The sequence below is a fragment of the Acinetobacter wanghuae genome, from assembly GCF_009557235.1.
In the GTDB taxonomy this organism is placed as follows: Bacteria; Pseudomonadota; Gammaproteobacteria; order Pseudomonadales; family Moraxellaceae; genus Acinetobacter; species Acinetobacter wanghuae.
Map to the genome: position 1 here is coordinate 758923 of NZ_CP045650.1, position 25102 is coordinate 784024.

The window sequence follows — 25102 nt, forward strand, 5'->3', positions numbered from 1 at the left end:
ATAAAAAACCCGCTCTAAAGCGGGTTTTCTTTTTCAGAATTGATCAGATCAACCAATCAATTTCTTCATCAATTCATTCACTTGAGCAGGGTTGGCTTTACCACGTGATGCTTTCATCACTTGCCCTACAAGACCGTTGAAAGCTTTCTCTTTACCAGATTTATACTCTTCAACCATCTTCTCGTTGGCAGCAAGCACGTCTTTAATAATTGCTTCAATTGCGCCTGTATCAGTTTCCTGTTTCAAGCCTTTTTCCGCAATAATCTCGTCCGCAGTTTTACCTTCTTCCCACATAAAGCCAAACACTTGTTTCGCGATCTTACCGCTAATCGTGTTATCCACAATGCGCGCAATCATACCGCCAAGTTTTTCCGCAGATACAGGAGAATCAGTCAATTCTAAGCCTGCTTTATTTAAAGCACCTGAGAATTCACCCATCACCCAGTTAGCCGCAATCTTACCTTGTGCAGCACCGCCAGCAGCTTTCACGACAACTTCATAGAAGTCTGAAAGTTCACGAGTCAACGTTAAAACGTGAGCATCGTATTCAGTCACACCAAAGTCCGCCACGAAACGTTCACGACGTGCTTTTGGTAACTCAGGCATCGTTGCTTTAATCGCTTCGATTTGCTCATCTGCAATAATGACAGGCAAAAGATCAGGGTCAGGGAAGTAGCGGTAATCGTTCGCTTCTTCTTTCGAACGCATTGAACGCGTTTCCATCTTCACAGGGTCGAACAAACGAGTTTCTTGGTCGATTTTACCGCCATCTTCCAAGATTTCCATTTGACGTTCAATTTCAACATTGATCGCCTGTTCAATGAAACGGAATGAGTTCAAGTTTTTAAGCTCACAACGTGTACCGAATTCTTCACCCGGACGACGCAATGACACGTTACAGTCACAACGGAATGAACCTTCCGCCATGTTACCGTCAGAGATGCCTAACCAACGCACCAAGGTATGAATCGCTTTAATATAAGCAACCGCTTCTTCAACCGAACGCATATCTGGTTCAGATACAATTTCTAACAGCGGTGTGCCTGCACGGTTTAAGTCGATGCCTGACATGCCTTCAAATTGGTCATGAATCGATTTACCTGCATCTTCCTCTAAATGAGCACGTGTCACGCCAATGCGTTTAATGCCATCTTCAAGTTGAATGTCGATATGACCCAAGCCCACAATTGGGTTGTCCATTTGGCTAATTTGATAGCCTTTTGGAGAGTCAGGATAGAAATAGTTTTTACGTGCAAATACAGAAGCTTGGTCGATATACGCATCAATACCCAAACCAAATCGAATCGCAAGATCAACCACTTCTTTGTTGAGTACAGGCAACACGCCCGGCATTGCCAAATCAACAAGGCTTGCTTGGGTATTTGGATCATTACCAAAAACAGTCGATGAACCTGAGAAAATTTTGGTATTGGTGGCAAGCTGAGTGTGAATCTCGATACCAATAACTACTTCCCAACCATCAATCAGGTTAGATTTTGGTTTAGCCGCTTTTGTAGCATTGTTTTGAGCTTGAGCCATTATGCATTCTCCTCAGCAATTGCAGCGCGTTTGGTGTGCCAATCTGTTGCTTGTTGATACTGATGAACCACAGACAACAATTGTGATTCTGACCAGTAGTTACCAATCAACTGTAAGCCAACCGGTAAGTTGTCTTGGTCAAAACCAACAGGCGCGTTAATTGCAGGCAGACCTGCCAAGTTCACCGCGATGGTGTAAATGTCACCCAAGTACATTTCAACAGGAGAAAGGTTGGCACCAATCTTATACGCTGTTGTTGGTGCAGCAGGGGCAGCAATGACGTCTACAGATTCAAATGCTTTTAAGAAGTCTTGTTGAATCAAACGACGTACTTTTTGTGCTTTCACATAGTACGCATCGTAGTAACCCGCAGACAATGCGTATGTACCAATCAAGATACGACGTTGCACTTCTTTACCGAAACCTTCTGAACGTGAACGTTTGTACAAGTCCATCAAATCCACAGGATTTTCTGCACGGTAGCCATAACGCACGCCGTCAAAACGTGACAAGTTAGATGATGCTTCAGCAGGTGCGATCAAGTAGTAAGTCGGAACGTAGCTTTCTGTCATGTTGAGGTCAATCTCAACCAACGTTGCGCCCATGTCTTCCAATTTTTTCAATGATTCTTCAACACGCGCTTTAACGTCCGCAGATAAACCTTCAACGTTGAAATATTGTTTTGGAATACCAATGCGTAAACCTTTTACAGATGTGCCGTTCAAGTTCGCAACGTAGTCATCTACTTCTTTGTTGACTGAAGTTGAGTCTTTCGCGTCATGACCTGCCATCACGTTCATCAGGTACGCACAGTCTTCCGCAGAGCGTGCCATTGGGCCGCCTTGATCCAATGATGATGCATAAGCAATCATACCGAAACGCGATACACGACCGTATGTTGGTTTTAAGCCTGTAAGACCACAGAATGACGCAGGTTGACGGATTGAACCACCTGTATCTGTACCTGTTGCAAAGGGAGCCAAATCAGCTGCTACAGCCGCAGCAGAACCACCTGATGAACCACCCGGTACATGGCTTAAGTTCCATGGGTTTGCAGTTGCGCCGTAATATGAGTTCTCAGACGTTGAACCCATCGCGAATTCGTCCATGTTCACTTTACCAAGTGTCACAAGACCTGCTGTTTTACCTTTGGCAACCACAGTCGCATCATAAGGTGAAACAAAGTTGTCGAGCATTTTTGAACCGGCAGTCGTTTTAATACCTTGGGTACAGAAAATGTCTTTATGCGCAATTGGCACACCTGTGAGTACATTTGCGCCACCTGCTTGACGAAGTGCGTCTGCCGCATCAGCTTCTGCTAATGCCAATTCAGGCGTAACGGTGACAAATGATTTAACTTGCGCATCAATTTTAGCAATACGGTTTAAATAGTGTTCAGTCAATTCGCGTGAAGAAAATTGAGCGTTTGCCAAACCTTCAGTCATTTCACGAATCGATAAGCGATGTAAATCTGTCATGAGAAATAATTCTTTACGTTTAATTTAAAAAAAGTTTCAACTGAATAACAATTACTCAATCACACGTGGTACAAGGTACAAGCCTGCTTCCGTTGCAGGTGCAACTGCTTGGTACTGTTCACGATGGTTGGTTTCAGACACGACATCTTCACGTAGGGGCTGTGGATTGTCGAAAGGGCTCTTAAGTGGCTCAACACCGTCGGTATTAATGCCTTTCAATGTTTCCATCATGCCTAAAATTTTATTTAAACTTTGAGCATATTCAGCAGATTGCGTATCATCAAGAGATAACCTTGCAAGGTGAGCAATGGCTGAAACTGTTTCTGCATTTAAATCTGCAGAATGCTGTGCATCCGATGTAGACATAATATTACCTAATCAGTATTAAAAAAAATTCAAATTATCATGCCTTATGATAAGCGATTGACTTGTCCAAATCATCACATTTAGTTAAAGTTGCCACCTTGCGTCCATATAAAAGTTTAACTGAGAACTTCCCCGTGATTCTAAAACGACTAATTGGCTTGTTTTCGCCGGACCTAGCAATTGACCTAGGGACTGCTAACACACTTATCTATGCGCCAGGACGAGGCATTATCTTAAATGAACCCACGGTTGTTGCCATCCGTCATAGTGGGTCACAAAAAATTGTTGCTGCCGTAGGTCTTGACGCGAAACAAATGCTAGGTCGTACGCCTGCGAATATTTCTGCAATCCGCCCGATGAAAGATGGTGTGATTGCCGATTTTGAAGTCACTGAAACGATGCTGAACCAGTTTATTGGTAAAGTGCATGAAAAACGTTTATTCCCACCGGCACCGCGTGTTGTGGTGTGTGTACCGTGTAAATCAACCTTGGTTGAACGCCGTGCAATCCGTGAAGCGGTCTATAACGCGGGTGCACGTGAAGTACGTTTAATTGAAGAGCCGATGGCTGCGGCAATTGGTGCAGGTATGCCCGTTGAGCAAGCTTGTGGTTCAATGGTGGTTGATGTTGGTGGTGGTACCACTGAAATCGCGATCATTTCATTACAAGGTTGTGTTTATGCAGACTCGCTACGTATCGGTGGTGATGTCTTTGATGAGCAAATCATTAACTATGTGCGTAAAGCGCATGGTTGTGTGATTGGTGAAACCACGGCTGAAGTCATTAAAAAAGAAGTGGGTATGGCATTACCTGACGAAGGTGCGAAACCACTTGAAATTGAAGTGCGTGGTCGTAACTTGGCTGAAGGTGTACCTCGTGCCATTACAGTCACTTCTGATGAAGTCACTCAAGCTATTACAGATCCACTGCAATATATTGTGGCAGCGGTGAAATCAGCACTTGAACAAACCCCACCTGAGTTGTCTTCAGACATCGCAGAACGCGGTATTGTGCTCACAGGTGGTGGTGCATTGCTACGTAACCTAGACAAGCTTCTTGCGAAAGAAACAGGGCTTCCTGTGGTTGTTGCAGAAGATCCGCTGTCTTGTGTAACCCGTGGTGGTGGTAAAGTCCTCGAATTCTTCGATGACCCAAATCATGATATGTTGTTTGTAGGCTAAGAAAAGGACGCGGCGGGTGCAAGCACATCTGTTTTCAAGACAACCGCCATCTTTTCGCTCCTTCATCATAGCGTTGGTTGCATGTTTCGTGGTGCTCTTCTTCGATTGGCGCATGCCACATGTGATTCAACCTGCAAGGGATGTCCTGTACGCGGCATATAATCCAATTTATGCCGTGGCAAGTTATCCTGTGTTGTCGCGAGAATGGCTGACACAACAAACCAAGTCTGAAGCGCAACTGCGTCGTGAAAATACCGCGATGCAAGCTGAACTTTTACAGGCTCAGGTACGTCTACAAAAAATTTCTGAACTTTCTGCTGAAAACACACGCTTACGTGGATTATTGGACACGCCTTTAATTATTGATGGTCGTATGGAAATTGCTGAAGTCATTGGGACAGATGCCGATCCATTGCGTCATATTATTGTAATTAACCGCGGTTCTAACAGTCAGTTGCGTGTTGGACAAACCGTCCTTGATGACAAAGGGATCATGGGGCAGGTGATTAACGTCTATCCACATAGTAGCCGTGTCATGTTGCTGTCGGACAAAGAGCATTCTTTATCGGTTCGTTTAGAGCATACGGGCATGCGTGCTATTGTCACGGGAACTGGTGATTTAGGTCGACTGAAAATGGAATACGTGCCAACCAGTGCCAATATTAAAGTGGGTGAAAAAGTTTATAGCTCAGGTTTAGGTCAGCATTTCCCTGCGGGCTACTTTGTGGGTACTGTATCGAAAGTTCAGCGTCATAATTCTGGTGAATTTGCCCAAATTGATGTTATTCCTGCAGCACAGCTTGCCGGTGGTCATCATGTGGTGGTGTTATTTTCAGATTCATTAGCGATGGAGCAACCGCATGTCGATCGCTAAAATGAGATCCAACCGTCAACGTGATCCTTTATTTGCCATTATTATTTCCGTCGTACTGGCATCCATGTTGATGGTTTATCCCTTGTCCTATTCAACGTCGGGTTGGCGTCCGCTATTTATGCTGATGGTCATGCTATTTTGGGTGCTGTGTCAGCCAACATGGTGTGGTATTTGGTTTGCATTTGGTACAGGTATTTTTGCGGATCTACTACTCGATGCACCGCTTGGCTTAAATGCCTTAAGCTTCACCATCATTGCTTTTGCAGCGCGCTTTTTAACCCGTGAACGCCGTATTTTAACCTTTGCTAATATTTGGATCATTACGATTTTGGCAATGGTTGTGCATTTAATGATTTTATTTTTTGCACAAGTCTTTAGCGGCGTTCAGTTCTCATTCCCACGCCATTGGTTACCCTTAATTACAAGTGTCACCATTTGGCCTGTTCTTTATTATATGTTGCGCAAATGGCGCATATAATTCTCGCCTCTAGTTCACCGCGTCGACGTGAACTGCTCGCACAGCTTGGACTCGAATTTGATATTCTGAGTCCAGATATTGATGAATCTGTTCAAGCCGGTGAATCGGTTGCAGCGTATGTTGAACGTCTCGCACGTGCTAAAGCCGATGCCGTTGCAACGCAGTATCCCGATGCGATTATCATTGCGGCGGATACCAGTCTCGGTGTCGATGGTGAGATTTTAGGCAAACCTGAATCAAAACAACATGCTTTTGCTATGTGGCGACGTATTTCTGGTCGTCAGCATGATGTATATAGTGGTGTTTGCATTCTTTCAAAAAATGAAAAATACAGTATAGTAGTTCGAACGCAGGTACATTTCCAAGCATTAAGCTTAGATGACATGGAATGTTATTGGGCAACAGGTGAGCCGATTGGAAAAGCTGGGGCGTATGCCATTCAAGGCATCGCAGCGCGCTATATTCCCAAAATTGAAGGCAGTTATTCCAACGTTGTTGGTTTGCCACTTTATGAAACCGTACAGTTATTACAGACAGTTAAGGCACTAAATTAACTGCTGATTAAAAAAATTAATTTTAAAATGTTTTGAGTGTAGTTATGTCTAATGAGTTGTTGATTAATGTCACACCGACCGAATGTCGGGTGGCGTTGATTGAAAACGGTACGGTGAACGAGTTGTTCGTCGAGCGTAGTGCCAAACGTGGTTTAGTGGGTAATGTGTATAAAGGAAAAGTCGTACGTGTACTTCCGGGTATGCAAGCGGCTTTTGTTGATATTGGCCTTTCGAGAACTGCATTTTTACATATCAATGATATGGTCTGGCCACGTAACCAACCGATGCCGAATGTCTTTGAATTACTGCAACCGGGGCAAGTGCTGACGGTACAGGTCATGAAAGATATGCTCGGCACCAAAGGCGCACGTCTATCCACCGATTTGTCCATTCCTTCACGTTATTTAGTACTGATGCCGTATGGTAATCATGTCGGTGTGTCGCAGCGTATTGAGTCTGAGGAAGAGCGAGTACGTTTACGTTCCATTATTGAAAATGTGCAAAAGCTGCATCAGCTGCCCGGTTCTGTCATTGTGCGCACCGCAGCAGAAGGCATTGAAGAAGAAGCCATTGCGCAAGATATGGCGTATTTAGCGAAGCTTTGGGAATATATTCAACGTAAACAAAAAAGCATCGCTGTGCCTTCGCTGATTTTTGAAGAATTGCCGTTACCCCAACGTGTCATTCGTGATTTAGCCAATGAGCAGACTGCCAAAATTTATGTTGATTCACGTGAAATTCACGGCAAATTAGTCGAGTTTGTTGATGAATTTGTGCCGAACATGAAACAACGTTTGATGCATTATCCGGGCGAAGCTCCTATTTTTGATTTGTATCATGTCGAAGATGATATTCAAAAAGCACTGCAAACACGTGTTGCACTGAAGTCTGGCGGCTACCTGATGATTGATCAGACCGAAGCGATGACCACCATTGATGTCAATACTGGTTCATATGTCGGTGGTCGTTCGCTTGAAGATACAGTCTTTAAAACCAATATGGAAGCAACCCAAGTCATTGCGCGGCAATTACGCCTACGCAATTTAGGTGGCATCATTATTATTGATTTTATTGACATGCAAGAAGCACAGCACCGTGAAGAGGTTTTAAATCAGTTTGAAAAGACCTTAGAAGGGGATCACGCTAAGACCAAAATCACTCAAGTCTCTGAACTCGGCTTGGTTGAAATGACGCGTAAACGTACCCGTGAATCACTTGAGCATTTGCTGTGTGAATCATGTCCAACCTGTCAGGGGCGCGGTTATGTCAAATCTGCCGAGACAGTGTGTTACGAAATATTCCGTGAGATTTTGCGTTATGCACGCGCATTTGAATCGCAGACGGGCTTTACCGTAGTCGCTCATCCGCAAGTGATTGATCGATTGCTGACCGCAGAAGCTACAGCAGTTGCTGATTTGGAGCACTTTATTCAGCGTGTCGTAAAATTCCAAGTCGAAAATTTATACACGCAAGAGCAATACGATATCATTCTCAGCTGAAATTGTAACAGGATATCGCTAAACACTTGTTACATCTCTGATTTTACATTGAGTGCTGAATTGCGAATACTAGATACATCAAATAGCCAAAGCCAATCTCCCATTATTTGAGGCTTAGCCAATTAGAGGTGTCCGATGAGTATGAGTAAATCAGTAATCAATAAAGGTCTAAAACACGTATTAGAACCAAAGACCGTACATGCTGGATATATTGTAGATGAACGTGGTAATGAAGTTCAGATCACCACTTCCATGGTGCGTCATGTATGTCACCAATTATTAAAGCAATGTCGTACTGTTAAAAATTAATAGCGTATTGAACTAAAAATAAACAAATAAATAAAAGGGACTTCAAATGTCCCTTTTATTTGTTGAGCATGTGAGTGGCAAAAATGCTCAAGGTAATTTTTTAGTCAATTGCTGTTGGTTGCTCATGACACAATGCGATGTCTAACTGACTGCAACCAACTTTGGGGTTTGTTCGCCATCCACAATTTTTTCAAACCGTTGGATTTCATCTTCTAAATGCCCAAGCAAGTTTTGCATTTTTGGTAGGGCATTGCGACATGCGGTTAAACCCACTTCGAGCTTATCGAGGTAACTGGTCATGGTGATGTTCAATGCTTGACCGTCTAACACAATCGATGCAGGGTAAAGCGCTTCTAAACGCGCACCGTTCCAATATAGCGGTTCTTGTGGACCCGGCACATTGGAAATCACAAGGTTAAAAGCTTGGCGTTTTGGCATTAAACCAGACGCAATATTCAAACCCGCAGCACCATAAATAAAAGCACTATAGTTTAAAATTTGGCTCGCATTCATACGTTTAAAGCGTTCTTTGGCATTTAAGACACTACGACGCACAATTTTCAAACGTTCTAAAGGATCATCTTTATGTGTGCCTAAATTAGCTAAAATCATGGTAATTCGATTAGAGAATTCCGCATCATCTGAACGTACAGAAGCAGGCACCATCGCAATTAAAGGCTTTTTCGGCAGGGCATTTTGGCTAATTAAATACTCACGTAAAGCACCGGCACAAATCGCGAGCACAATGTCATTAATCGTCACACCCAGTGATTTGGAGATATGGCGTAAACGTGAAAACTCAAATGATTGTGCTGCAAAACGTCGTGCTGCACTGACACGCTGATTTAAGATTGAACTGGGTGCTTGGAAGCTCGATACATAATCAGGGTTACGTCCCATGTCTTTTAATACCGTTTGTGACAACTCGTACATCACGCGTGGCGTTGATTCAAGTTGACCTTTAATGGTCGCTAAAATTCCTTTTACTTTGCTGACTTTAGGGGCTTTTAAGCGTTTTGCACGCGGACCTTCTACACACCAAGGCGGCACAATACTTTTTGCATTTGGATCATGTGACAATGATTTTTCAACCAAACGCATACCTGCAATGCCATCCACCATCGCATGGTGAATTTTAAAATACATGGCAAAACGATTGCCTTCAATCCCTTCAATAATATGACAGGTCCAAAGTGGTTTAGCACGATCAATTAAGGCACTATGTTCTTGGGAAATATACGTCAAAAGTTCACGAATACGCCCCGGTTTAGGTAAGGCAATATGTCTGAAATGATGATCTAAATCAAAATGTTCATCTTCATCCCAAAATAGTCCATTTAAATAATTATTAAAAGGTGGGATTGGAACAGATTTTGATTGGCGAATATCGCTGACGAGTTCTTGAATAAAAGATGCAGGCGCATTATCAGGAATTTGAAATAAAAAAAGTCCGCCCACATGCATAGGCTGCTGCCGTTTCTCGAGCGAGAGAAAAATAAAGTCAATTGGATGTAATGGACGCATAGCGTGGATTGCCTCATCGAACTTTCTACGGCTGTTCTTGTTGGAATAGCCTTGTTAGAATTATTAATATTACTGATACAAAGTATAGCGATTTTGACACAGAAAGGTACACATTAATGTGTATGCAAAGGTTAAAAAAACCACCGTCTAATCGGTGGTTTTAATATTTTTTATTTTAAGTTGCCTGCGTGTAGACCGCATTCTTTATGGGTTGCTTCTTCCCACCACCAACGACCTTCACGCTCATGTTGGTTGGGTAGAACTGGGCGAGTACATGGTTCACAGCCAATCGAGATATAACCTTTCTCGTGCAGTGAATTGTATGGAATTTCCATCATACGAATATAATTCCAAACATCACTACTTGACCAATTGGCAAGCGGGTTATATTTAATCAGTTGTTTCCCTGGACCTGAGAAACCCACATCGGCTTGAACCACCGGAATATCATCACGTGTACCCGGACTTTGATCTTTACGTTGACCCGTAATCCAGCCATCTAAAGTGGCCAATTTTTTACGTAATGGCTGAACTTTACGGATACCACAGCACTCTTTATGCTCATCTTTGTAGAAACTAAATAAGCCTTTTTCAGTCACGAGTTTTTGTACAGCGTCAGATTCAGGGAAGCAAATCTCGATATCAATTTTGTAATGCTCGCGCACTTTTTCAATAAATTGATAAGTTTCGGCATGTAAGCGTCCTGTATCTAAACTAAACACACGAAAAGGCTTACCCAAATGTGATGCCATATCAATCAGTACAACATCTTCAGCGCCTGAGAATGAAATGGAAATTTCACCTTGTTGGCTAAGCGCAAGTGCCAAAATTTCACTTGGAGATTTATCGGCATATTCAGATGCAAGCGCATCTACGAGATCAATGCTTGGAATTGTAGTCATGGGAGTCCTGGCGATATAGGCGTGAAACAAGATGGCTTATATGAGTTTAATTCAGAACTATTTTAATAGAATAGATAACACCGACTTATCACTAAAAAATAAATACTTATGAAAAAAATAGATTTAAAAAACAGCAATGCAAATGTGTGATCTTCGGCTATGATAGTGCAAAATTTTTTCAATACAACAGAGGGGAATATTCATGGAAGTTGTTTGTCTTGATCTAGAAGGCGTTCTGGTTCCTGAAATTTGGATTAACTTTGCAAAGAAAACCGGTATTAAAGCGCTTGAAGCAACGACTCGTGATATTCCTGATTACGATGTACTGATGACTCAACGTTTAAATATTTTAAAAGAGCATGGTTTAGGCTTAAATGATATTCAAGACGTGATTGCTGAAATGGGTCCATTTGAAGGTGCACGCGAGTTTGTTGAATGGGTACGTACTCATTTTCAATTAATCATTTTATCGGACACGTTCTATGAGTTTGCACATCCTTTAATGAAGCAATTGGGTTGGCCAACGATTTTCTGTCATAAGTTAGAGACAGATGAAAAGGGCATGATTTCAGCGTATAAACTGCGTCAACCTGATCAAAAACGTAAAGCGGTGCAAGCTTTGCATGGTTTGAATTTCCGTGTCATTGCAGCAGGCGATTCATATAACGACACGACGATGCTCGGTGAAGCTGACGCAGGTTTCTTGTTTGATGCGCCTGAAAATGTGATTGCGGAGTTCCCGCAATTCCCACCAATTCACGGTTATGCAGCACTTAAAGAAGCCATTCGTAATGCTTCAGTGCGTGACATTCCGGCTTAATTTAATATTTAAGCGATAAAAAAAGGGCATCCGAAGATGCCCTTTTTTTCGTTTAACCCATTTTGACCCCATCAAAATGAATTAGAAACGGTAACCAATTTTCAAGCTATAGCCGATAGCATCGTTGTCTTCAAATTTAGCTGCAGTTTTTTCAGTACCAAAATAGCTTGCTACTTGAGAATCAGCATCACCTAGCCAGAAGTATTTCACACCTGCTTGAATAAATGATTGAGGAGTAGGTGAATATTGACCACCAATACCTGCGCTCCAGTAACCCTCAGTTGGACCAAGAGTTGAAACTGGATTACCTGCACCAGAGTCCCAACCTGCCATCACTGTACCAGCCCATTTATCATTAAATTTACGACCGATACCTACGTTTGCTGAGATTTGATCTTTTTCATATGCAATTAAATCAAAACCACGCTTAGAAGGGTTTGGATTTTCAGTAGTCTTCTTATTTGTTAAATCAGCAGCTAATTGACCGAATTTATAAGGGCGAATTGCAAAATTAGACCACTCAACCCAACGTAATTGAGCAAATGCAACAGTATTTGCCATAATGCCTGTTTGGAAGTCTAAGTTTACAGATTGAGGAGTCGTTATCTTAGTTTTTCCTTCTTCAAAGACAAATTTCTCAGCCATTGAAGGAATGCCGCCTAAACTGCCTCCTAAAGTGCTATTCCATGGCATAGACTCTTCAATATTAACTTTATGATCAATTTCAGAACGATAAGTTAAAGAAGCTTTAAGTGCAATTTCAGGGATTTGATATGCTAAACCAGCTAGCCATCCAACTGAAGAGTTTTCTGAAATAGAAGCTTCATATCCTTTATAAAGGGTTTTTGAACCTTTTTCGTAGGCTTGTAAATTACATGCAGCTATGCAAACGATACCTGCAAGTGGGCCGTAGGCTGTACCACGCAGTTGAACATTACCTTTAACTGTTTGATAAACAGGACCAGCATAAATATTCCAGTTTTCAGTTGGTTGATAACCCAAAATGAAAGAAAGGTTTTGAGTTTGTACATCTACTTCTGTAGATTCTTCACCTAAAGTAAATGCCCCTACTTGATTAGTGCCTAGATTACCTTGAAGAGTTGAACCTGGAGCACCATGTCTTGTATCGGCTTGATTGTATTTCGCATTAGCACCGAAAGGCTGATCATATATTAGACCAAATGAAAAATTATCATTCAATTGAACTTTTAATGCAGCACTAGGAAAATAATAACTTTCCGCCATGTCTCCTAATTCACTACCTTTTAAAGGTTTTGTAATAGTGTTATTAGTGCTACTTGGGATAAGAAAATCGTCGTTTATTTTCCCAGAAACGTTGGCGTCTAAAACAGAAATTCCTGCTTCAAAGTAGTTGCCAGGCTGTAAGAAAGCTTGAATCGATTGACCAGAACGATCAAGAGCAGCAGCAAATGCTCCAGAAATTGGCAAGCTTGATAATAAAATCGCAGTACTTAATGTTTTTAATTTCATCTTAACGAATGTCCATTTTTTGTTACTAATAACGAGAATCTTTCTGTTATGTAAAAGCTGATATGTATTACATTTTTTTTCATACCATGTACATAAAGCTAACAGAACAAAAAAAAGAGTAAAGACTCTAAAAGATAAGTTTTTTGTTTTTAAAGATATTGACACGAATTATTTGGTTTTTTTTTATGTTTAACATTATGAATATTAATAATATATTTAATGATGATGATCATCATTTGAAGTGCATTACTTTGAGTTTAATTGTTTATTTTTTGTTCTATTGTTAAAAATAATATAATTAATAGAATAATTGTAACTTTGATTTTATCTAGAATTTAGAATTATTCAGGGTAAGTCTTTTAAGAAAATCCAATGATTTTTAAAATTATAAAAATAAGTAATGCTTATTTTAAATGTATTGAGAAATAAGATTTGTTTAGAATAATTAAATAAAGTAGCAAGGGCAATAAATCTAAGAAATTTTTACACTTGATCTATTACCTTTTAATATTTCTTTCAAAGTAAAAAAAGGATACTTAAGCATCCTTTTTTTTACAGTTTGAGCTTAGAAACGGTAACCAATTTTCATACCGTATGCCCAAGCATTGTTGTCTTCAAATTCGGCGACGATGTTACCGCCTGTTTGAGCATGAGCATCGCCTAACCATAAATGTTTAACGCCCGCTTGGATAAAGTAGTTTGCAGCAGGGCTATACTGTGCCCCGAGACCAAGACTCCAGTAGCCTTCAGTTGGACCAAGTGTCGTAACAGGATTCCCTGCACCTGAGTCCCAACCTACGGTTGTAGAGGCTGACCATTTTTCAGAGAACTTATGTCCTAAACCAAGATTTGCTGACCATTGATCTTTGTCATAAGAAATAAGGTCTTGTGAGCTTTGACCCGGAATTTTTCCTAAGCTATTTAATAGTTGCGGAGATACAGTAAATTGATCCCAATGTACCCAGCGAAGATTAGCAAAAACTAATGTATTTTCACTAACACCAGACTGTAGATCAATATTGACTGATTGCGGTGTTGTAGCATTAACAATTCCATCAATTTCGCGAAGATCAATGAGACCAGGAACAGCAATTTTCGAAGTTTCATGTGCTTGAGCATTATGTTTGATTTCTGAACGGTAAGTTACAGCAGCCTTAAGCGCAATTTCTGGAATTTGATAGGCAAAGCCAGCTAACCAACCATATGCTTCTTCTTGCTCAACTTTAATATTGTAACCAGATAAGCTTTTATATGCAGCACCACGTAATTTAATATCCGCTTCTACAGTTTGCCAAACCGGACCAGCATAAAAATTCCAGTTTTCATTGGGTTGAAAACCAATTAGTGCTGTCAAATTTTGAGTTTCAACCTCTACAGATGTACCTTCGCCTGCTTGAGAGAAAGTAGATACAGGTCCATTTACAGAATATATTGCGTCTGCACCATAAGGCTGGTCATAAATGAGGCCTAGAGAAATCTTATCGGTTGCTTGAACTTTGATTGCGGTATTGATGAAGTAATAATCATCAGCCATATCGCTAATTTTATCACCGGTATAATCGCCAAAATCATTCTTAACAGTTGAAGTGCCTTTTACATCGGGGTCAAGGATAGAAATACCCGCTTCAGCATAATTTCCCGGTTGTAAAAATGCTTGAATTGATTGACCTGAACGATCTAAACCACCCGCAAATACGGCAGAAGTAGATAAAGTGCATGCAAAAAGTGCAATCGATAATGGCTTAAGCTTCATGGTTCATCCTTGATGTCGCATAAACAGATTTAAAAAGTGGTGGAAAAATAACATAATTTCAAAAAGAGTAAATGCTCAGTTCTCTATTGTTAATGAACTGTATCGGATAAAGTTAAGGCTTGCTTAGAGTAGTTATACTAATTCAATTGGACTAAAGTTATGAATTATATATTGATAATTAAATTGCATTGGCTGAATTGACGGAAATAATTAAAATATTCTAAGTGTTTTAAAATTAGGCAAATAGTTTACAAGTGTATAAAAATATTTATACGATATTAAAAAACCACCCGAAGGTGGTTTTCTAGAAAATAATTGGATTAGAATTTGTAACCGATTTTAAGACCGTAACCAATCGCATTATTATCTTCAAATTTACCAACATTCGGGTTGGCAACAGTCAATGCATCAGCATCACCCAACCAGAAGTATTTCACACCACCTGCAATAAAGTAGTTAGGAGCAGGACTAAATTGCAAACCTAGACCAAGATTCCAATAACCTTCAGTTGGTCCTAAAGTTGTAACAGGATTTCCTGCACCAGAATCCCAGCCTACAGAGACATTACCAGCCCATTTTTCACTGAATTTGCGACCTAGACCACCAGTAACAGTCCATTGCTCTTTATTGTATTCAACTAAATTGCCACCTTTCAAAGCAGATTGACCTGGTAATGTCGAAAGAGCATCTAATACTTGCCCAAATTGATTAGGACGAATCGCAAAACCTTTCCAGTCCACCCAGCGTACATTTAAGAATGCAACTGTATCTGCCATGATGCCAGATTGAAGATCAAGATTTACAGATTGGGGTGTTGTTACTTTGGTTTTACCGTCAGTAAATGCATCCACGTTGTTTCTTGCAGCTGTAGCAGCTGCACCAGCCCCTGCCTGAGCTTGTGCTGGGGTTGCTCCAGCTGCAATATACTGTGCATATGCACCAGCATAGGTTAAACCAAATACGGTATTACCAGTTGCATCGAATGGAGTTACTCCACCAATAGTTTCATTAACATTAAGTTCATGTTCGATTTCAGAACGATAGGTTAGAGATGCTTTCAGCGCAATTTCCGGAATTTGATAAGCTAAACCAGCAAGCCAACCCACCTCACTATCTCTCTTTAAGTTAGCATCGTAACCACTTAAAGCTGAATAAGCTGCACCGCGGAGCGCTACTTCTCCTTTAGCTTCTTGATAAACAGCACCTGCGTAAATATTCCAATTTACATTTGGTTGAAAGCCTAGCAAAAGAGAAAGGTTTTCTGTATGAACTTCAGCCTCGGTACCCTCATTTCCTGTTGGATTGAATGCACCTGATTGATTTTTGTATTCAGCTTTAGCACCGAATGGTTGGTCGTAGAGTAAACCAACAGAAAAATTCTCTGTTGCTTGAATTTTAAGTGCTGCTGAAGGGAAGTAATAAGAACTTGCCATATCACCAGTTGCTTGAGATGGAACAACAGTACCCGTAGGCGTAACAATCCTAGATGAATTACCAGAAACATCAGCATCTAGTACAGAAATCCCTGCTTCAAAGTAGTTACCGGGTTGTAAAAATGCCGAGATAGATTGACCTGAGCGATCCATTGCAGCAGCAAATGCACCTGACATTGGTAGCGCTGCTAAAATCATTGCTGTACTAAGCGTTTTTAATTTCATTCTTCATTATCCCTTGAGGTACACATTGGGTTTAAACATTTGGGGTAAATATTTAGTATTGTTTTTGGAGTTTTTGACTCGCCTTCAATGGCAAATTTGTTACTCCATGTGTCAAAAATAACACAATTAAAATAAGAGTAAATGCTCTATATTAAATATAAAGTTTAAAATATAACCTTAATAGAGTATTTGTACTAAATTTGATGTGTTTTTACGGTTTATGTAGTTGTAATTCAAAATAAAAAAATAGTATTCAAAAAAATAAGAAACATGGAAAAGAATTCTAAGATTTTCTAAATAAATTGTTATGTATGTCACATTTTAAAAGTAGGGTGGTGCGCCCTGTGGGAGTCGAACCCACGTCGGTCACTTAGGAGGCAACTGCTCTATCCAATTAAGCTAAGGGCACCAAGCGTTGCCAATGTACGCTATTTTGAGCCAAAAAAAAAGTTATTACCGAAGTAATAACTTTATAAATCATAAGCTAATTTAACTTATGCTTTTTTTGTGTTCAATAATTTAAACAGGATAAACATGACAACAACCCAAATCGGAATCATGAGAACTGATTCTTTAAAGCCTTGTGTCCACATGATATATAAAATGGTTGCAATAAAGCCCAATACCAAGAAATTACTAAATGGCGACCAAAGTGCAGGGAACTTAGTCGTTTGCCCTAATTTTTTCATCCCTTGAATAAACTTGAAATGGGTTAAGCTAATCATTGCCCAGTTTAAGACCAAAGCACCCACAACCACGTAAATCAAATGACTTAACGCATCTTCAGGAACAAAGTAGTTCAAGATCACGCAACCAAAGATTAAAACGGCTGAGAATAAAACAGCAGGAATCGGAGTCCCTTGTTTATTCACTTTCATGAATACTTTTGGCGCATTGCCTTGCTGTGCTAAACCAAACAACATACGGCTATTGGCATACATACCGCTGTTATAAACAGAAAGTGCAGCAGTTAAAATAATAAAGTTAAGTAAGTGTGCAGCCCAATCAATACCCAATTGGCTAAAGATCATAACGAACGGACTTTTATCTAAACCACCGAGTTCAAGTTGATTCCAAGGCACAAGTGACAAGAGAATAGTCAAGGCACCCACATAGAAAATCAAGATCCGGAACACTACTTGATTAATAGCTTTAGGAATCGTTTTTTCAGGATTTTCAGCCTCAGCTGCCGCCATACCAATCAGTTCAATCCCACCGAAAGCAAACATTAAGAATGCTAGCATGTAGAACAGACCTTCAAAGCCATTCGGGAAAAAGCCACCCGCGGTCCATAAATTACTAAATGATGCAGTTGAATCTGAACCCGCAGTTACTAGTAAGTAAACCCCGAAGATAATCATGGAAATGACTGCAGTCACTTTAATGATCGACAGCCAAAATTCTGATTCACCATAAAATTTGACATTGCCCAAATTGACCAGCGTAATCACGACGAAAAAGAACAGTACAGATGCCCACGCAGGAATGAAAGGCCACCAGTAGTTAATATATTTGGCAACGGCAGTCAGCTCGGTCATGGCTACTAAAATATATAAAATCCAGTAGTTCCAACCAGCAAGAAATCCCGGAAACTTGCCCCAATATTTATAAGCAAAATGACTAAACGAACCTGCGACTGGTTCATGAACAATCATTTCCCCTAATTGACGCATAATTAGAAATGCAATGAAGCCACCAATGGCATAGCCCAAAATAATGGAAGGACCAGCAGATTGTATGACCTGTGCGGAACCTAAGAATAAGCCTGTACCAATTGCACCGCCCATGGCGATCAATTGGATATGACGGTTCTTTAAGCCACGCTGAAGTTGTGACGATTTGTTATTCAAATTCTTTCAGCCCGACGATGAAAAATAGTAAGTTTTGAGATTGTAATAGATCGCGCATAAGAAGCCTAGTACGCGCCAGTTGATGAAAAATTATTGGTGATTTTATAACGAGAAGTTATAAAAAAAAGCCAAATAAAATACAAATGAATCAATCTATTAATTTTATTAATATAATTTTTATACAGTGAACTTCACCTTTGGTCTAGATACAAATGTTGTTTTTTTAGACTAAGCTCATGAAGTCAGCGTATTTGGTAATAAAAATATTATACTGAGTATGGAAATGATCAATAACGCCTTAAAACAAAGATAGCCTAAGGATAACAATATTCATGAGTGTTAAAAGCCAAATCAAAATTCCTGCAACTTATATGCGTGGTGGGACCAGTAAAGGCGTATTTTTTAAACGTGATGATTTGCCACTTGCCGCACAGCAGCCGGGAACCATTAGAGATCAAATTTTACTGCGTGTTATCGGGAGTCCAGACCCTTATGCTAAACAAATTGATGGCATGGGTGGAGCAAGCTCAAGTACTAGTAAAACCGTAATTATTACCAAATCTGAACGTCACGATCACGATGTAGATTATTTATTTGGACAAGTCGCGATCGATCGACCTTTTGTCGATTGGAGCGGAAACTGTGGCAATCTCACCGCCGCCGTCGGTTCTTTTGCCATTCGTAATGGGTTAGTTGATGACAAGCGTATTCCTGAAAATGGTTTATGTACGGTACGCATTTGGCAAGCCAATATTGAAAAAACCATTATTGCACATGTGCCTATTTCTAACGGACAGGTGCAAGAATTGGGAGAGTTTGAGCTCGATGGTGTGACCTTTCCTGCAGCAGAAGTAAAAATTGAATTTCTTGATCCTGCCGAAGATGATGCGGATGGCGGCTCAATGTTTCCGACAGGCAATGTCACAGATTTGTTAGATGTGCCTGATTTCGGTACTTTTGAAGTGACCATGATCAATGCCGGGATTCCAACAGTGTTTCTGAAAGCATCAGATTTGGGTTATGACGGTAGAGAATTGCAAGATGCAATTAATAGTGATGCTAAAGCTTTACAGAAATTTGAAACCATTCGTGCTCATGCTGCACAAAAGATGGGTTTAATTCAAACCCTTTCTGAAGCCGAAACACGCCAACATACGCCAAAGATTGCTTTTGTGGCGGAACCTAAAAGCTATACCTCTTCAAGTGGTAAAAATATTGCTGCAACAGAAATTGATGTATCTGTACGTGCTTTATCAATGGGGAAATTACATCATGCCATGATGGGAACGGCAGCAGTGGCGATTGGTACAGCTGCAGCTATTCCGGGCACTTTGGTGAATTTGGCTGCAGGTGGAGGGTCACGTGAATCGGTACGTTTTGGGCATCCATCAGGCACACTGACGGTAGGCGCACAAGCAGAACAAATTAATGGTGAATGGACGGTAAAAAAAGCCATCATGAGCCGCAGTGCTCGGGTATTAATGGAAGGTTGGGTGCACGTTCCTGAAGATGTATTAAGCGCTTAATGGTTAAGATTGATCGTTATAAATATTTTTAATTCATCAGAACCGTTGCAGATGCAGCGGTTTTTTTATATGTCGCCAAGGTTCTGTTTGAAACATCGGCTGAAATAGATTTATTGCTGAAAATACGCGTCAAAACTAGGTACAATGTCGCGCAACCGAAACAAGTTTCCTGAACTTGTGATCTTTATACATTGGACAACGTATTCGAGGCGAATGTGTCATCTACTCCTGATCTGTCAACTCATCCATTGACGCAAGCACAACATCGTATTCATCAAGATTTACTGACAGCATTAGATGCCTTTGCCATTCCTGAACCATTAAAGTCTGCTGTACATCATGCGGTGATGCTGGGTGGTAAACGTGTTCGTCCAGCACTTTGTTATGCCACAGCGGCACTTAAGCCCAATCAAAATACTGCGGCTGTGCGTCGTGCTGCAGTGGCCATTGAGTTTATACATTGTTATTCATTGGTCCATGATGATTTACCGTGTATGGACAATGATTTACTGCGCCGTGGACAACCGACCTGTCATGTCGCGTTTGGTGAAGATACGGCGTTGCTTGCTGGTGATATTTTACAATCGATGGCATTCGAGATTTTAGGTAGTCGCTTATTTGATCAAACTTATGCAGTTGAAGCGTCGATTGTATTAAAGCAAATGCAAATTTTGGCAACGGCTTCGTCGAAAATGGTCAATGGTCAGGTCATGGATTTACAAGCAGAAGGTCAGCACATTGATCAAGCAGCCTTAGAAAAGATTCATCGCAATAAAACAGGTGCATTGATTACCGCAGCAGTGATGATGGCAGCGGTCACGATTTTTGAAGGTACGGATATTGCCATTCCGAAATTACGTGAGTTCTCTCAAGCGATTGGTTTAGCATTCCAAGTGCAGGATGATATTTTGGATATTATTTCTGAGACAGAAGTGTTGGGTAAAACTGCCGGTAAAGATGAACAAGTCGATAAATCAACCTATCCTGCACTCATGGGCTTAGAGGCGGCGCAGCAATATGCGCAAGCGTTACATACGCAAGCAATTGCGGCATTGACACATTTGGATGCGCATGCCGATGAATTATTGCAAATCACGCAATTTTTATTGCATCGTAAAAGCTAAGACTTCAACTTAAAATCAGACATAAAAAAAGAGGACATCATGTCCTCTTTTTTAATCACGCATATTACGGATTATTTACTTTCATTATATAGACGTTCTGCTTCTTCAAAACGATCAGTGACATCTTTACTTGGGGCTTTGCCCATTAAGCTAACCACAATAATTGCAATGAATGAACAGATAAAGCCGGGGATAATTTCATAAATGCCAGTTGCGGCAAATAGATTTTTCCATGCAATCACGATCACAGCACCAACGACCATACCGGCTAAAGCACCGTTTAATGTCATGCGTTTCCACATTAAAGACAAAATAATCAGTGGACCAAATGCCGCACCGAAACCTGCCCATGCATACGCCACAAGACCGAGTACTTTAGATTCAGGATTACCCGCCATCCAAATCGCAAGAATCGAAATTAGTAATACCATCAAACGACCGATCCAAATCAATTCTTTTTGCGAGGCATTTTTACGTAAGAATGATTTATAGAAATCTTCAGTCAGGGTACTCGAGCACACTAAAAGCTGACAGCTAAGTGTACTCATCACGGCAGCTAAAATAGCGGCAAGTACAACGCCCGCAATCCATGGATTAAACAGAATTTTAGTCAATTCCATAAACACTGTTTCAGGATTGGCATTAACAACTGCTGCCAGTTCAGGATGTTGTTGGAAATAAGCTATCCCGAAGAAACCTGCTGCAACAGCGCCGACCAAACACAGCGTCATCCATGTCATCCCAATACGACGTGCATTCGGAATTGATTTCACTGAATCTGCCGCCATGAAGCGTACCAAAATATGCGGTTGACCAAAGTAGCCTAAGCCCCATGCCAATAACGATAAAATCGCAACGAAGCTCAGATTGCCAATAAAGTCGAACGCTTGAGGACGAGCGGCTTCAAGCGCTAAAGTCACTTGCGATAAGTCGGAGAAACTTAAGATTGCGACGATTGGAGTCAACAATAACGCGAAAATCATAAAGCCCGCTTGAATGGTATCTGTCCATGAAACAGCCAAGAAACCACCGATAAACACGTAACTGATGGTTGCAATCGCACTGATCCAAAGTGCTGTGCTATACGGCATTGCAAACATACTTTCGAATAAACGCGCGCCGGCAACCATACCTGAAGCACAATAAATCGCAAAGAATATTAAGATAATAACCGCAGACACGATACGTAAGACTTTCTTTTGATCATTAAAACGATTTGAAAAATAGTCGGGCAGGGTCAGGGCATTGTTTTGCACTTCGGTGTGGACACGTAAGCGACCTGCAACCAAAAGCCAGTTGAGCCATGCACCAATGATCAGACCAATCGCAATCCACATTTCAGATAAACCTGAAAGATAAATTGCGCCGGGTAAGCCCATTAAAAGCCAACCACTCATATCGGATGCGCCTGCAGATAATGCAGTGACAAAACTACCTAAACGGCGACCCCCTAAAATATAATCAGAAAAGTTAGTGGTGGCACGGTACGCCATCAAGCCGACGACGACCATCAGCACAATATATAAAAGAAAGGTGATTAATGTTGGATTGAGGGAGCTCATACAATATCCATTTTCGAGTTGGACTGTAAATCGAAATAAGGACTACGTTTAGACAACCATGTGTAAAATCAACATTACACAAGCGACCCAGCCCAGAAGATTACAAAAAATTAACGCGAAATTTAACCATAAATTCGAACAAATTGCAGAGTTTTTATTGCGGGAAAAAACAATAGGTAGCGCGAAGGCTACCTATTTGGATGAAACTTCATGCGATTTTATGGATTACGCCCCATGACACCACGGATGGTATTCATAATATCGGCAGGTAACACTACTGTTTTGGCATTGTTCGATTTCGCCATATCCTGCATGGCTTTTACATATTGCTCACCCAACAAGTAAGCCACAGGAATTTCTTTATCACCGACCGCAGAAGTGACCATTTCGATGGCACGTTGCGATGATTCAGCCAAAACCACTTGTGCTTCAGCATCACGACGCGAGGCTTCCAGACGACCATCCGCTTCTAAAATAGCCGCTTGTTTTTCACCATCGGCTTTAGTCACCGTCGCACGACGTTGACGTTCAGCCGCAGCTTGTTCTTCCATTGCTGTTTGCATGGTATGTGAAGGTTTAATATCTTGGATTTCAACCGTTTTTAAGGTAATCCCCCAATCAGCAATATCCTCTGAAATAGCAGCTTTGAGTTTTGCTTTAATATGATCACGTGAAGATAAAGCATCATCGAGATCCATTTCACCGACAATTGAACGCAGTGAGGTTTGCACCATGTTTTGAATTGCCCATGTATAGTTTTCAATACCATACACCGCTTTTTCAGGTGTAGTCAGATTGATATATGCCACGGCATTCATGAGGAGCACCGCATTATCTTTGGTAATCACTTCTTGTGAAGGAATATCCAATACAATGTCTTTGGTAGTGACTTTATAGGCTACTTCATCAATATACGGAATAACAAAGTTTAAACCTGGACCCAAAGTGGTGTGGTATTTACCCAAGCGTTGCACGATCCACTTATAACCTTGTGGAACAATACGTACACCTTTAAAAATGGTGATGGCGACAAAAGCCAAAAACGCAATAACAATAATAGTGCCAGCAGACATAATTAAATACCTTTCTCATTTTCATAATTATTTGTATGGGGTTGAACGACCAGTTCATTACCGAGAATGTCCACAACACGGACACGATCACCCACTTGAACAGTTTTCAGCGTACGACAGTTCCACTCATCTGAGCCAAGGACTGGCATCGGGAACCGTACTTTAATCTGGTCATGCGCTAGATTGACTTGAATCACCATGCCGACCTGACCAATAGTCGCTTCACGAGATAAACCTGCTTTGGTTTTATCTGTTGAAAGTGGCTTAATGTATTTAAACCACGCCACGGTGCAAAGCACAGAAAAGAAAATCCAAATCAGCACTTGTAAGATGATACCCATTGACGGGAACATCCAAAATAACACACCGACTAAAATGGCACCCACACCAAACCAAAGTGCAGCAAATGCGGGCAAAACCAGTTCTGATAAAATCAGCACCACGCCCAAGACAAACCAATGCCATGGTTCAAAAACGAATTCCATACATCTACTCGTGTATTGTAAAAGTTAAATCAATCTCTTTTTCAATGTAACAGATTGGGGTTAAATTACATACAATTGAATCAGTTAAAATTTTGATTGCGGTACAGGTCTAAATGCGGCGGGTGATTTTTTAAAGTCAGTGATCGCTTTTTGAATCGATTTAATTTTTAATTGCGCTGCTTTTTCACCTTCTAAAATGGTTTCATTGCTCGCCTTTAAGTCTAAAGTACCAATATGACCAACTTTCGGTGTAATCACCACAGTCGCTTGATTCAATTCTTCATTGATACTTTGCTGTCCCATAATATTGATGGTTTGATCGAGCAAACCAAACATACTCACAGCCTTAGAACTGTCCGGACGCGCTGAAATATCGACAGCAATCACAATATCGGCACCCATCGCTTTTGCAGTTTTGACCGGAATAGGGCTGACCAAGCCACCATCGACATATTGAGTACCTGCAATTGTGGCAGGAACAAATACATTTGGAATACTGCAAGATGCACGTACGGCTTGACCTGCATTGCCTTTGATGAAATCAGCTCGACGACCATTGTCTAAACGTGTCGCAACCGCAGCAAAGCGAATAGGAAATTGTTCAATCGGTTTATTCGCAACATTTTTATTAATGAAGTCTTGCAGCTTTTGACCTTGAATGATGCCTTGACGGTTTAACGTCAAATCTCGAATATCAGATTCTTTAAAATTAAGTGCGATTTGTTGTAATTGATAAGGTGATTTACCACTGGCATATAAACTGCCGACGAAACTCCCCGCACTGGTGCCTGTCACAATTTTCGCTTTGATGCCATGCGACTCAAGTACTTTTAATACCCCAATATGCGCAAAACCTTTAGCACCGCCGCCGCCAAGGGCAACCCCAATTACAGGTTGGCGTGCTTGAATGGTTGTGGTTTTAGCGGGGATTTGGGTGGCTTTATCGCAGGCAGTTAAAGCAAATACCGCAGCAAAAATCGGAGCGTAAAAAGCAAATTTCATTGTAATCAGTCAAATAATGAAACAAAATTAAGCTTATATGAGCAAAGATTGACA

General features: G+C 40.9%; 22 protein-coding genes and 1 tRNA gene. 9 read left to right on the forward strand and 14 right to left on the reverse strand.

Annotated features, from left to right (window positions below; all coding sequences use genetic code 11):
- Positions 1-48: 48 nt before the first annotated feature.
- The 3 genes from gatB to gatC are packed head-to-tail and all read right to left on the reverse strand — an operon-like array spanning position 49 to position 3383.
- Positions 49-1539 carry an Asp-tRNA(Asn)/Glu-tRNA(Gln) amidotransferase subunit GatB gene (gene gatB, locus GFH30_RS03470; protein ID WP_153370916.1) on the reverse strand — a complete coding sequence of 497 codons (1491 nt, stop codon included), beginning with the start codon at positions 1537-1539 and terminating at the stop codon, positions 49-51.
- Positions 1539-3017 carry an Asp-tRNA(Asn)/Glu-tRNA(Gln) amidotransferase subunit GatA gene (gene gatA, locus GFH30_RS03475; protein ID WP_153370917.1) on the reverse strand — a complete coding sequence of 493 codons (1479 nt, stop codon included), beginning with the start codon at positions 3015-3017 and terminating at the stop codon, positions 1539-1541. Before gatA ends, gatB begins: the two co-directional genes overlap by 1 nt.
- Positions 3018-3068: 51 nt before the next feature.
- Positions 3069-3383 carry an Asp-tRNA(Asn)/Glu-tRNA(Gln) amidotransferase subunit GatC gene (gatC, locus tag GFH30_RS03480; RefSeq protein ID WP_153370918.1) on the reverse strand — a complete coding sequence of 105 codons (315 nt, stop codon included), beginning with the start codon at positions 3381-3383 and terminating at the stop codon, positions 3069-3071.
- Positions 3384-3517: 134 nt separating this feature from the next.
- On the opposite strand from gatC, the gene GFH30_RS03485 reads away from it, so the two are divergent.
- The 6 genes from GFH30_RS03485 (at position 3518) to GFH30_RS13285 (ending at position 8278) form a co-directional block, all read left to right on the forward strand.
- The gene (locus GFH30_RS03485; RefSeq protein ID WP_153373347.1) at positions 3518-4564 is read left to right on the forward strand and encodes a rod shape-determining protein; all 1047 of its coding nucleotides are present in this window, start codon (positions 3518-3520) and stop codon (positions 4562-4564) included.
- 16 nt (positions 4565-4580) lie between these two features.
- Complete coding sequence (mreC, locus tag GFH30_RS03490) at positions 4581-5438, forward strand: rod shape-determining protein MreC (RefSeq protein WP_153370919.1); 858 nt, start codon at positions 4581-4583, stop codon at positions 5436-5438.
- Entirely contained in the window at positions 5425-5916 is a 492-nt protein-coding gene (gene mreD / locus GFH30_RS03495) for a rod shape-determining protein MreD (RefSeq protein ID WP_153370920.1), read from the forward strand. Before mreC ends, mreD begins: the two co-directional genes overlap by 14 nt.
- The gene (locus tag GFH30_RS03500) at positions 5904-6470 is read left to right on the forward strand and encodes a Maf family nucleotide pyrophosphatase (RefSeq protein WP_153370921.1); all 567 of its coding nucleotides are present in this window, start codon (positions 5904-5906) and stop codon (positions 6468-6470) included. The genes mreD and GFH30_RS03500 overlap by 13 nt, the downstream gene beginning before the upstream one ends.
- Before the next feature lie 44 nt (positions 6471-6514).
- Positions 6515-7969 carry a ribonuclease G gene (gene rng, locus GFH30_RS03505; protein ID WP_153370922.1) on the forward strand — a complete coding sequence of 485 codons (1455 nt, stop codon included), beginning with the start codon at positions 6515-6517 and terminating at the stop codon, positions 7967-7969.
- 135 nt (positions 7970-8104) lie between these two features.
- The gene (locus GFH30_RS13285; protein WP_353934014.1) at positions 8105-8278 is read left to right on the forward strand and encodes a PA1571 family protein; all 174 of its coding nucleotides are present in this window, start codon (positions 8105-8107) and stop codon (positions 8276-8278) included.
- Between the two features lie 141 nt (positions 8279-8419).
- Here the strand turns inward: GFH30_RS13285 and GFH30_RS03510 are convergent, their stop codons facing one another.
- Together GFH30_RS03510 and GFH30_RS03515 are read right to left on the reverse strand one after the other, a co-directional pair.
- Positions 8420-9802 carry a WS/DGAT/MGAT family O-acyltransferase gene (locus tag GFH30_RS03510; RefSeq protein ID WP_153370923.1) on the reverse strand — a complete coding sequence of 461 codons (1383 nt, stop codon included), beginning with the start codon at positions 9800-9802 and terminating at the stop codon, positions 8420-8422.
- Positions 9803-9972: 170 nt separating this feature from the next.
- A complete protein-coding gene (locus tag GFH30_RS03515) occupies positions 9973-10704 on the reverse strand; it encodes a phosphoadenylyl-sulfate reductase (protein WP_153370924.1) in 732 nt (243 codons plus the stop codon).
- Between the two features lie 202 nt (positions 10705-10906).
- Here GFH30_RS03515 and thrH point away from each other — a divergent pair, with 202 nt between their 5' ends.
- Positions 10907-11524, forward strand: a complete 618-nt coding sequence (thrH, locus tag GFH30_RS03520; RefSeq protein WP_153370925.1) for a bifunctional phosphoserine phosphatase/homoserine phosphotransferase ThrH — start codon at positions 10907-10909, stop codon at positions 11522-11524.
- Between the two features lie 81 nt (positions 11525-11605).
- Here thrH and GFH30_RS03525 read toward each other — a convergent pair whose 3' ends face one another.
- From GFH30_RS03525 to GFH30_RS03545, 5 genes are all read right to left on the reverse strand, one after another.
- Complete coding sequence (locus GFH30_RS03525) at positions 11606-13015, reverse strand: OmpP1/FadL family transporter (RefSeq protein ID WP_153370926.1); 1410 nt, start codon at positions 13013-13015, stop codon at positions 11606-11608.
- Between the two features lie 565 nt (positions 13016-13580).
- A complete protein-coding gene (locus GFH30_RS03530; protein WP_153370927.1) occupies positions 13581-14768 on the reverse strand; it encodes an OmpP1/FadL family transporter in 1188 nt (395 codons plus the stop codon).
- A 320-nt stretch (positions 14769-15088) separates the two neighbouring features.
- A complete protein-coding gene (locus GFH30_RS03535; protein ID WP_153370928.1) occupies positions 15089-16426 on the reverse strand; it encodes an outer membrane protein transport protein in 1338 nt (445 codons plus the stop codon).
- Between the two features lie 333 nt (positions 16427-16759).
- A tRNA-Arg gene (locus tag GFH30_RS03540) sits at positions 16760-16835 on the reverse strand.
- A gap of 85 nt (positions 16836-16920) precedes the next feature.
- The gene (locus GFH30_RS03545) at positions 16921-18276 is read right to left on the reverse strand and encodes an amino acid permease (RefSeq protein ID WP_153370929.1); all 1356 of its coding nucleotides are present in this window, start codon (positions 18274-18276) and stop codon (positions 16921-16923) included.
- Positions 18277-18608: 332 nt separating this feature from the next.
- On the opposite strand from GFH30_RS03545, the gene prpF reads away from it, so the two are divergent.
- Together prpF and GFH30_RS03555 are read left to right on the forward strand one after the other, a co-directional pair.
- On the forward strand, positions 18609-19802 hold the full coding sequence (gene prpF, locus GFH30_RS03550; protein ID WP_153370930.1) for a 2-methylaconitate cis-trans isomerase PrpF: 1194 nt from the start codon (positions 18609-18611) through the stop codon (positions 19800-19802).
- A 215-nt stretch (positions 19803-20017) separates the two neighbouring features.
- Positions 20018-20926: a polyprenyl synthetase family protein gene (locus GFH30_RS03555; RefSeq protein ID WP_153370931.1), complete on the forward strand. Its 909-nt coding sequence runs from the start codon at positions 20018-20020 to the stop codon at positions 20924-20926.
- Positions 20927-20997: 71 nt separating this feature from the next.
- On the opposite strand, the gene putP is transcribed toward GFH30_RS03555, so the two are convergent.
- The 4 genes from putP to GFH30_RS03575 all read right to left on the reverse strand — a co-directional run bounded on the left by putP (position 20998) and on the right by GFH30_RS03575 (position 25048).
- The gene (putP, locus tag GFH30_RS03560; RefSeq protein WP_153370932.1) at positions 20998-22488 is read right to left on the reverse strand and encodes a sodium/proline symporter PutP; all 1491 of its coding nucleotides are present in this window, start codon (positions 22486-22488) and stop codon (positions 20998-21000) included.
- Positions 22489-22706: 218 nt separating this feature from the next.
- A complete protein-coding gene (locus GFH30_RS03565) occupies positions 22707-23561 on the reverse strand; it encodes an SPFH domain-containing protein (RefSeq protein WP_153370933.1) in 855 nt (284 codons plus the stop codon).
- A 2-nt stretch (positions 23562-23563) separates the two neighbouring features.
- Positions 23564-24046 (reverse strand): NfeD family protein, encoded by a 483-nt coding sequence (locus tag GFH30_RS03570; protein WP_153370934.1) that lies wholly within the window; start codon positions 24044-24046, stop codon positions 23564-23566.
- Between the two features lie 84 nt (positions 24047-24130).
- A complete protein-coding gene (locus tag GFH30_RS03575) occupies positions 24131-25048 on the reverse strand; it encodes a patatin-like phospholipase family protein (protein WP_153370935.1) in 918 nt (305 codons plus the stop codon).
- Positions 25049-25102 lie beyond the last annotated feature (54 nt).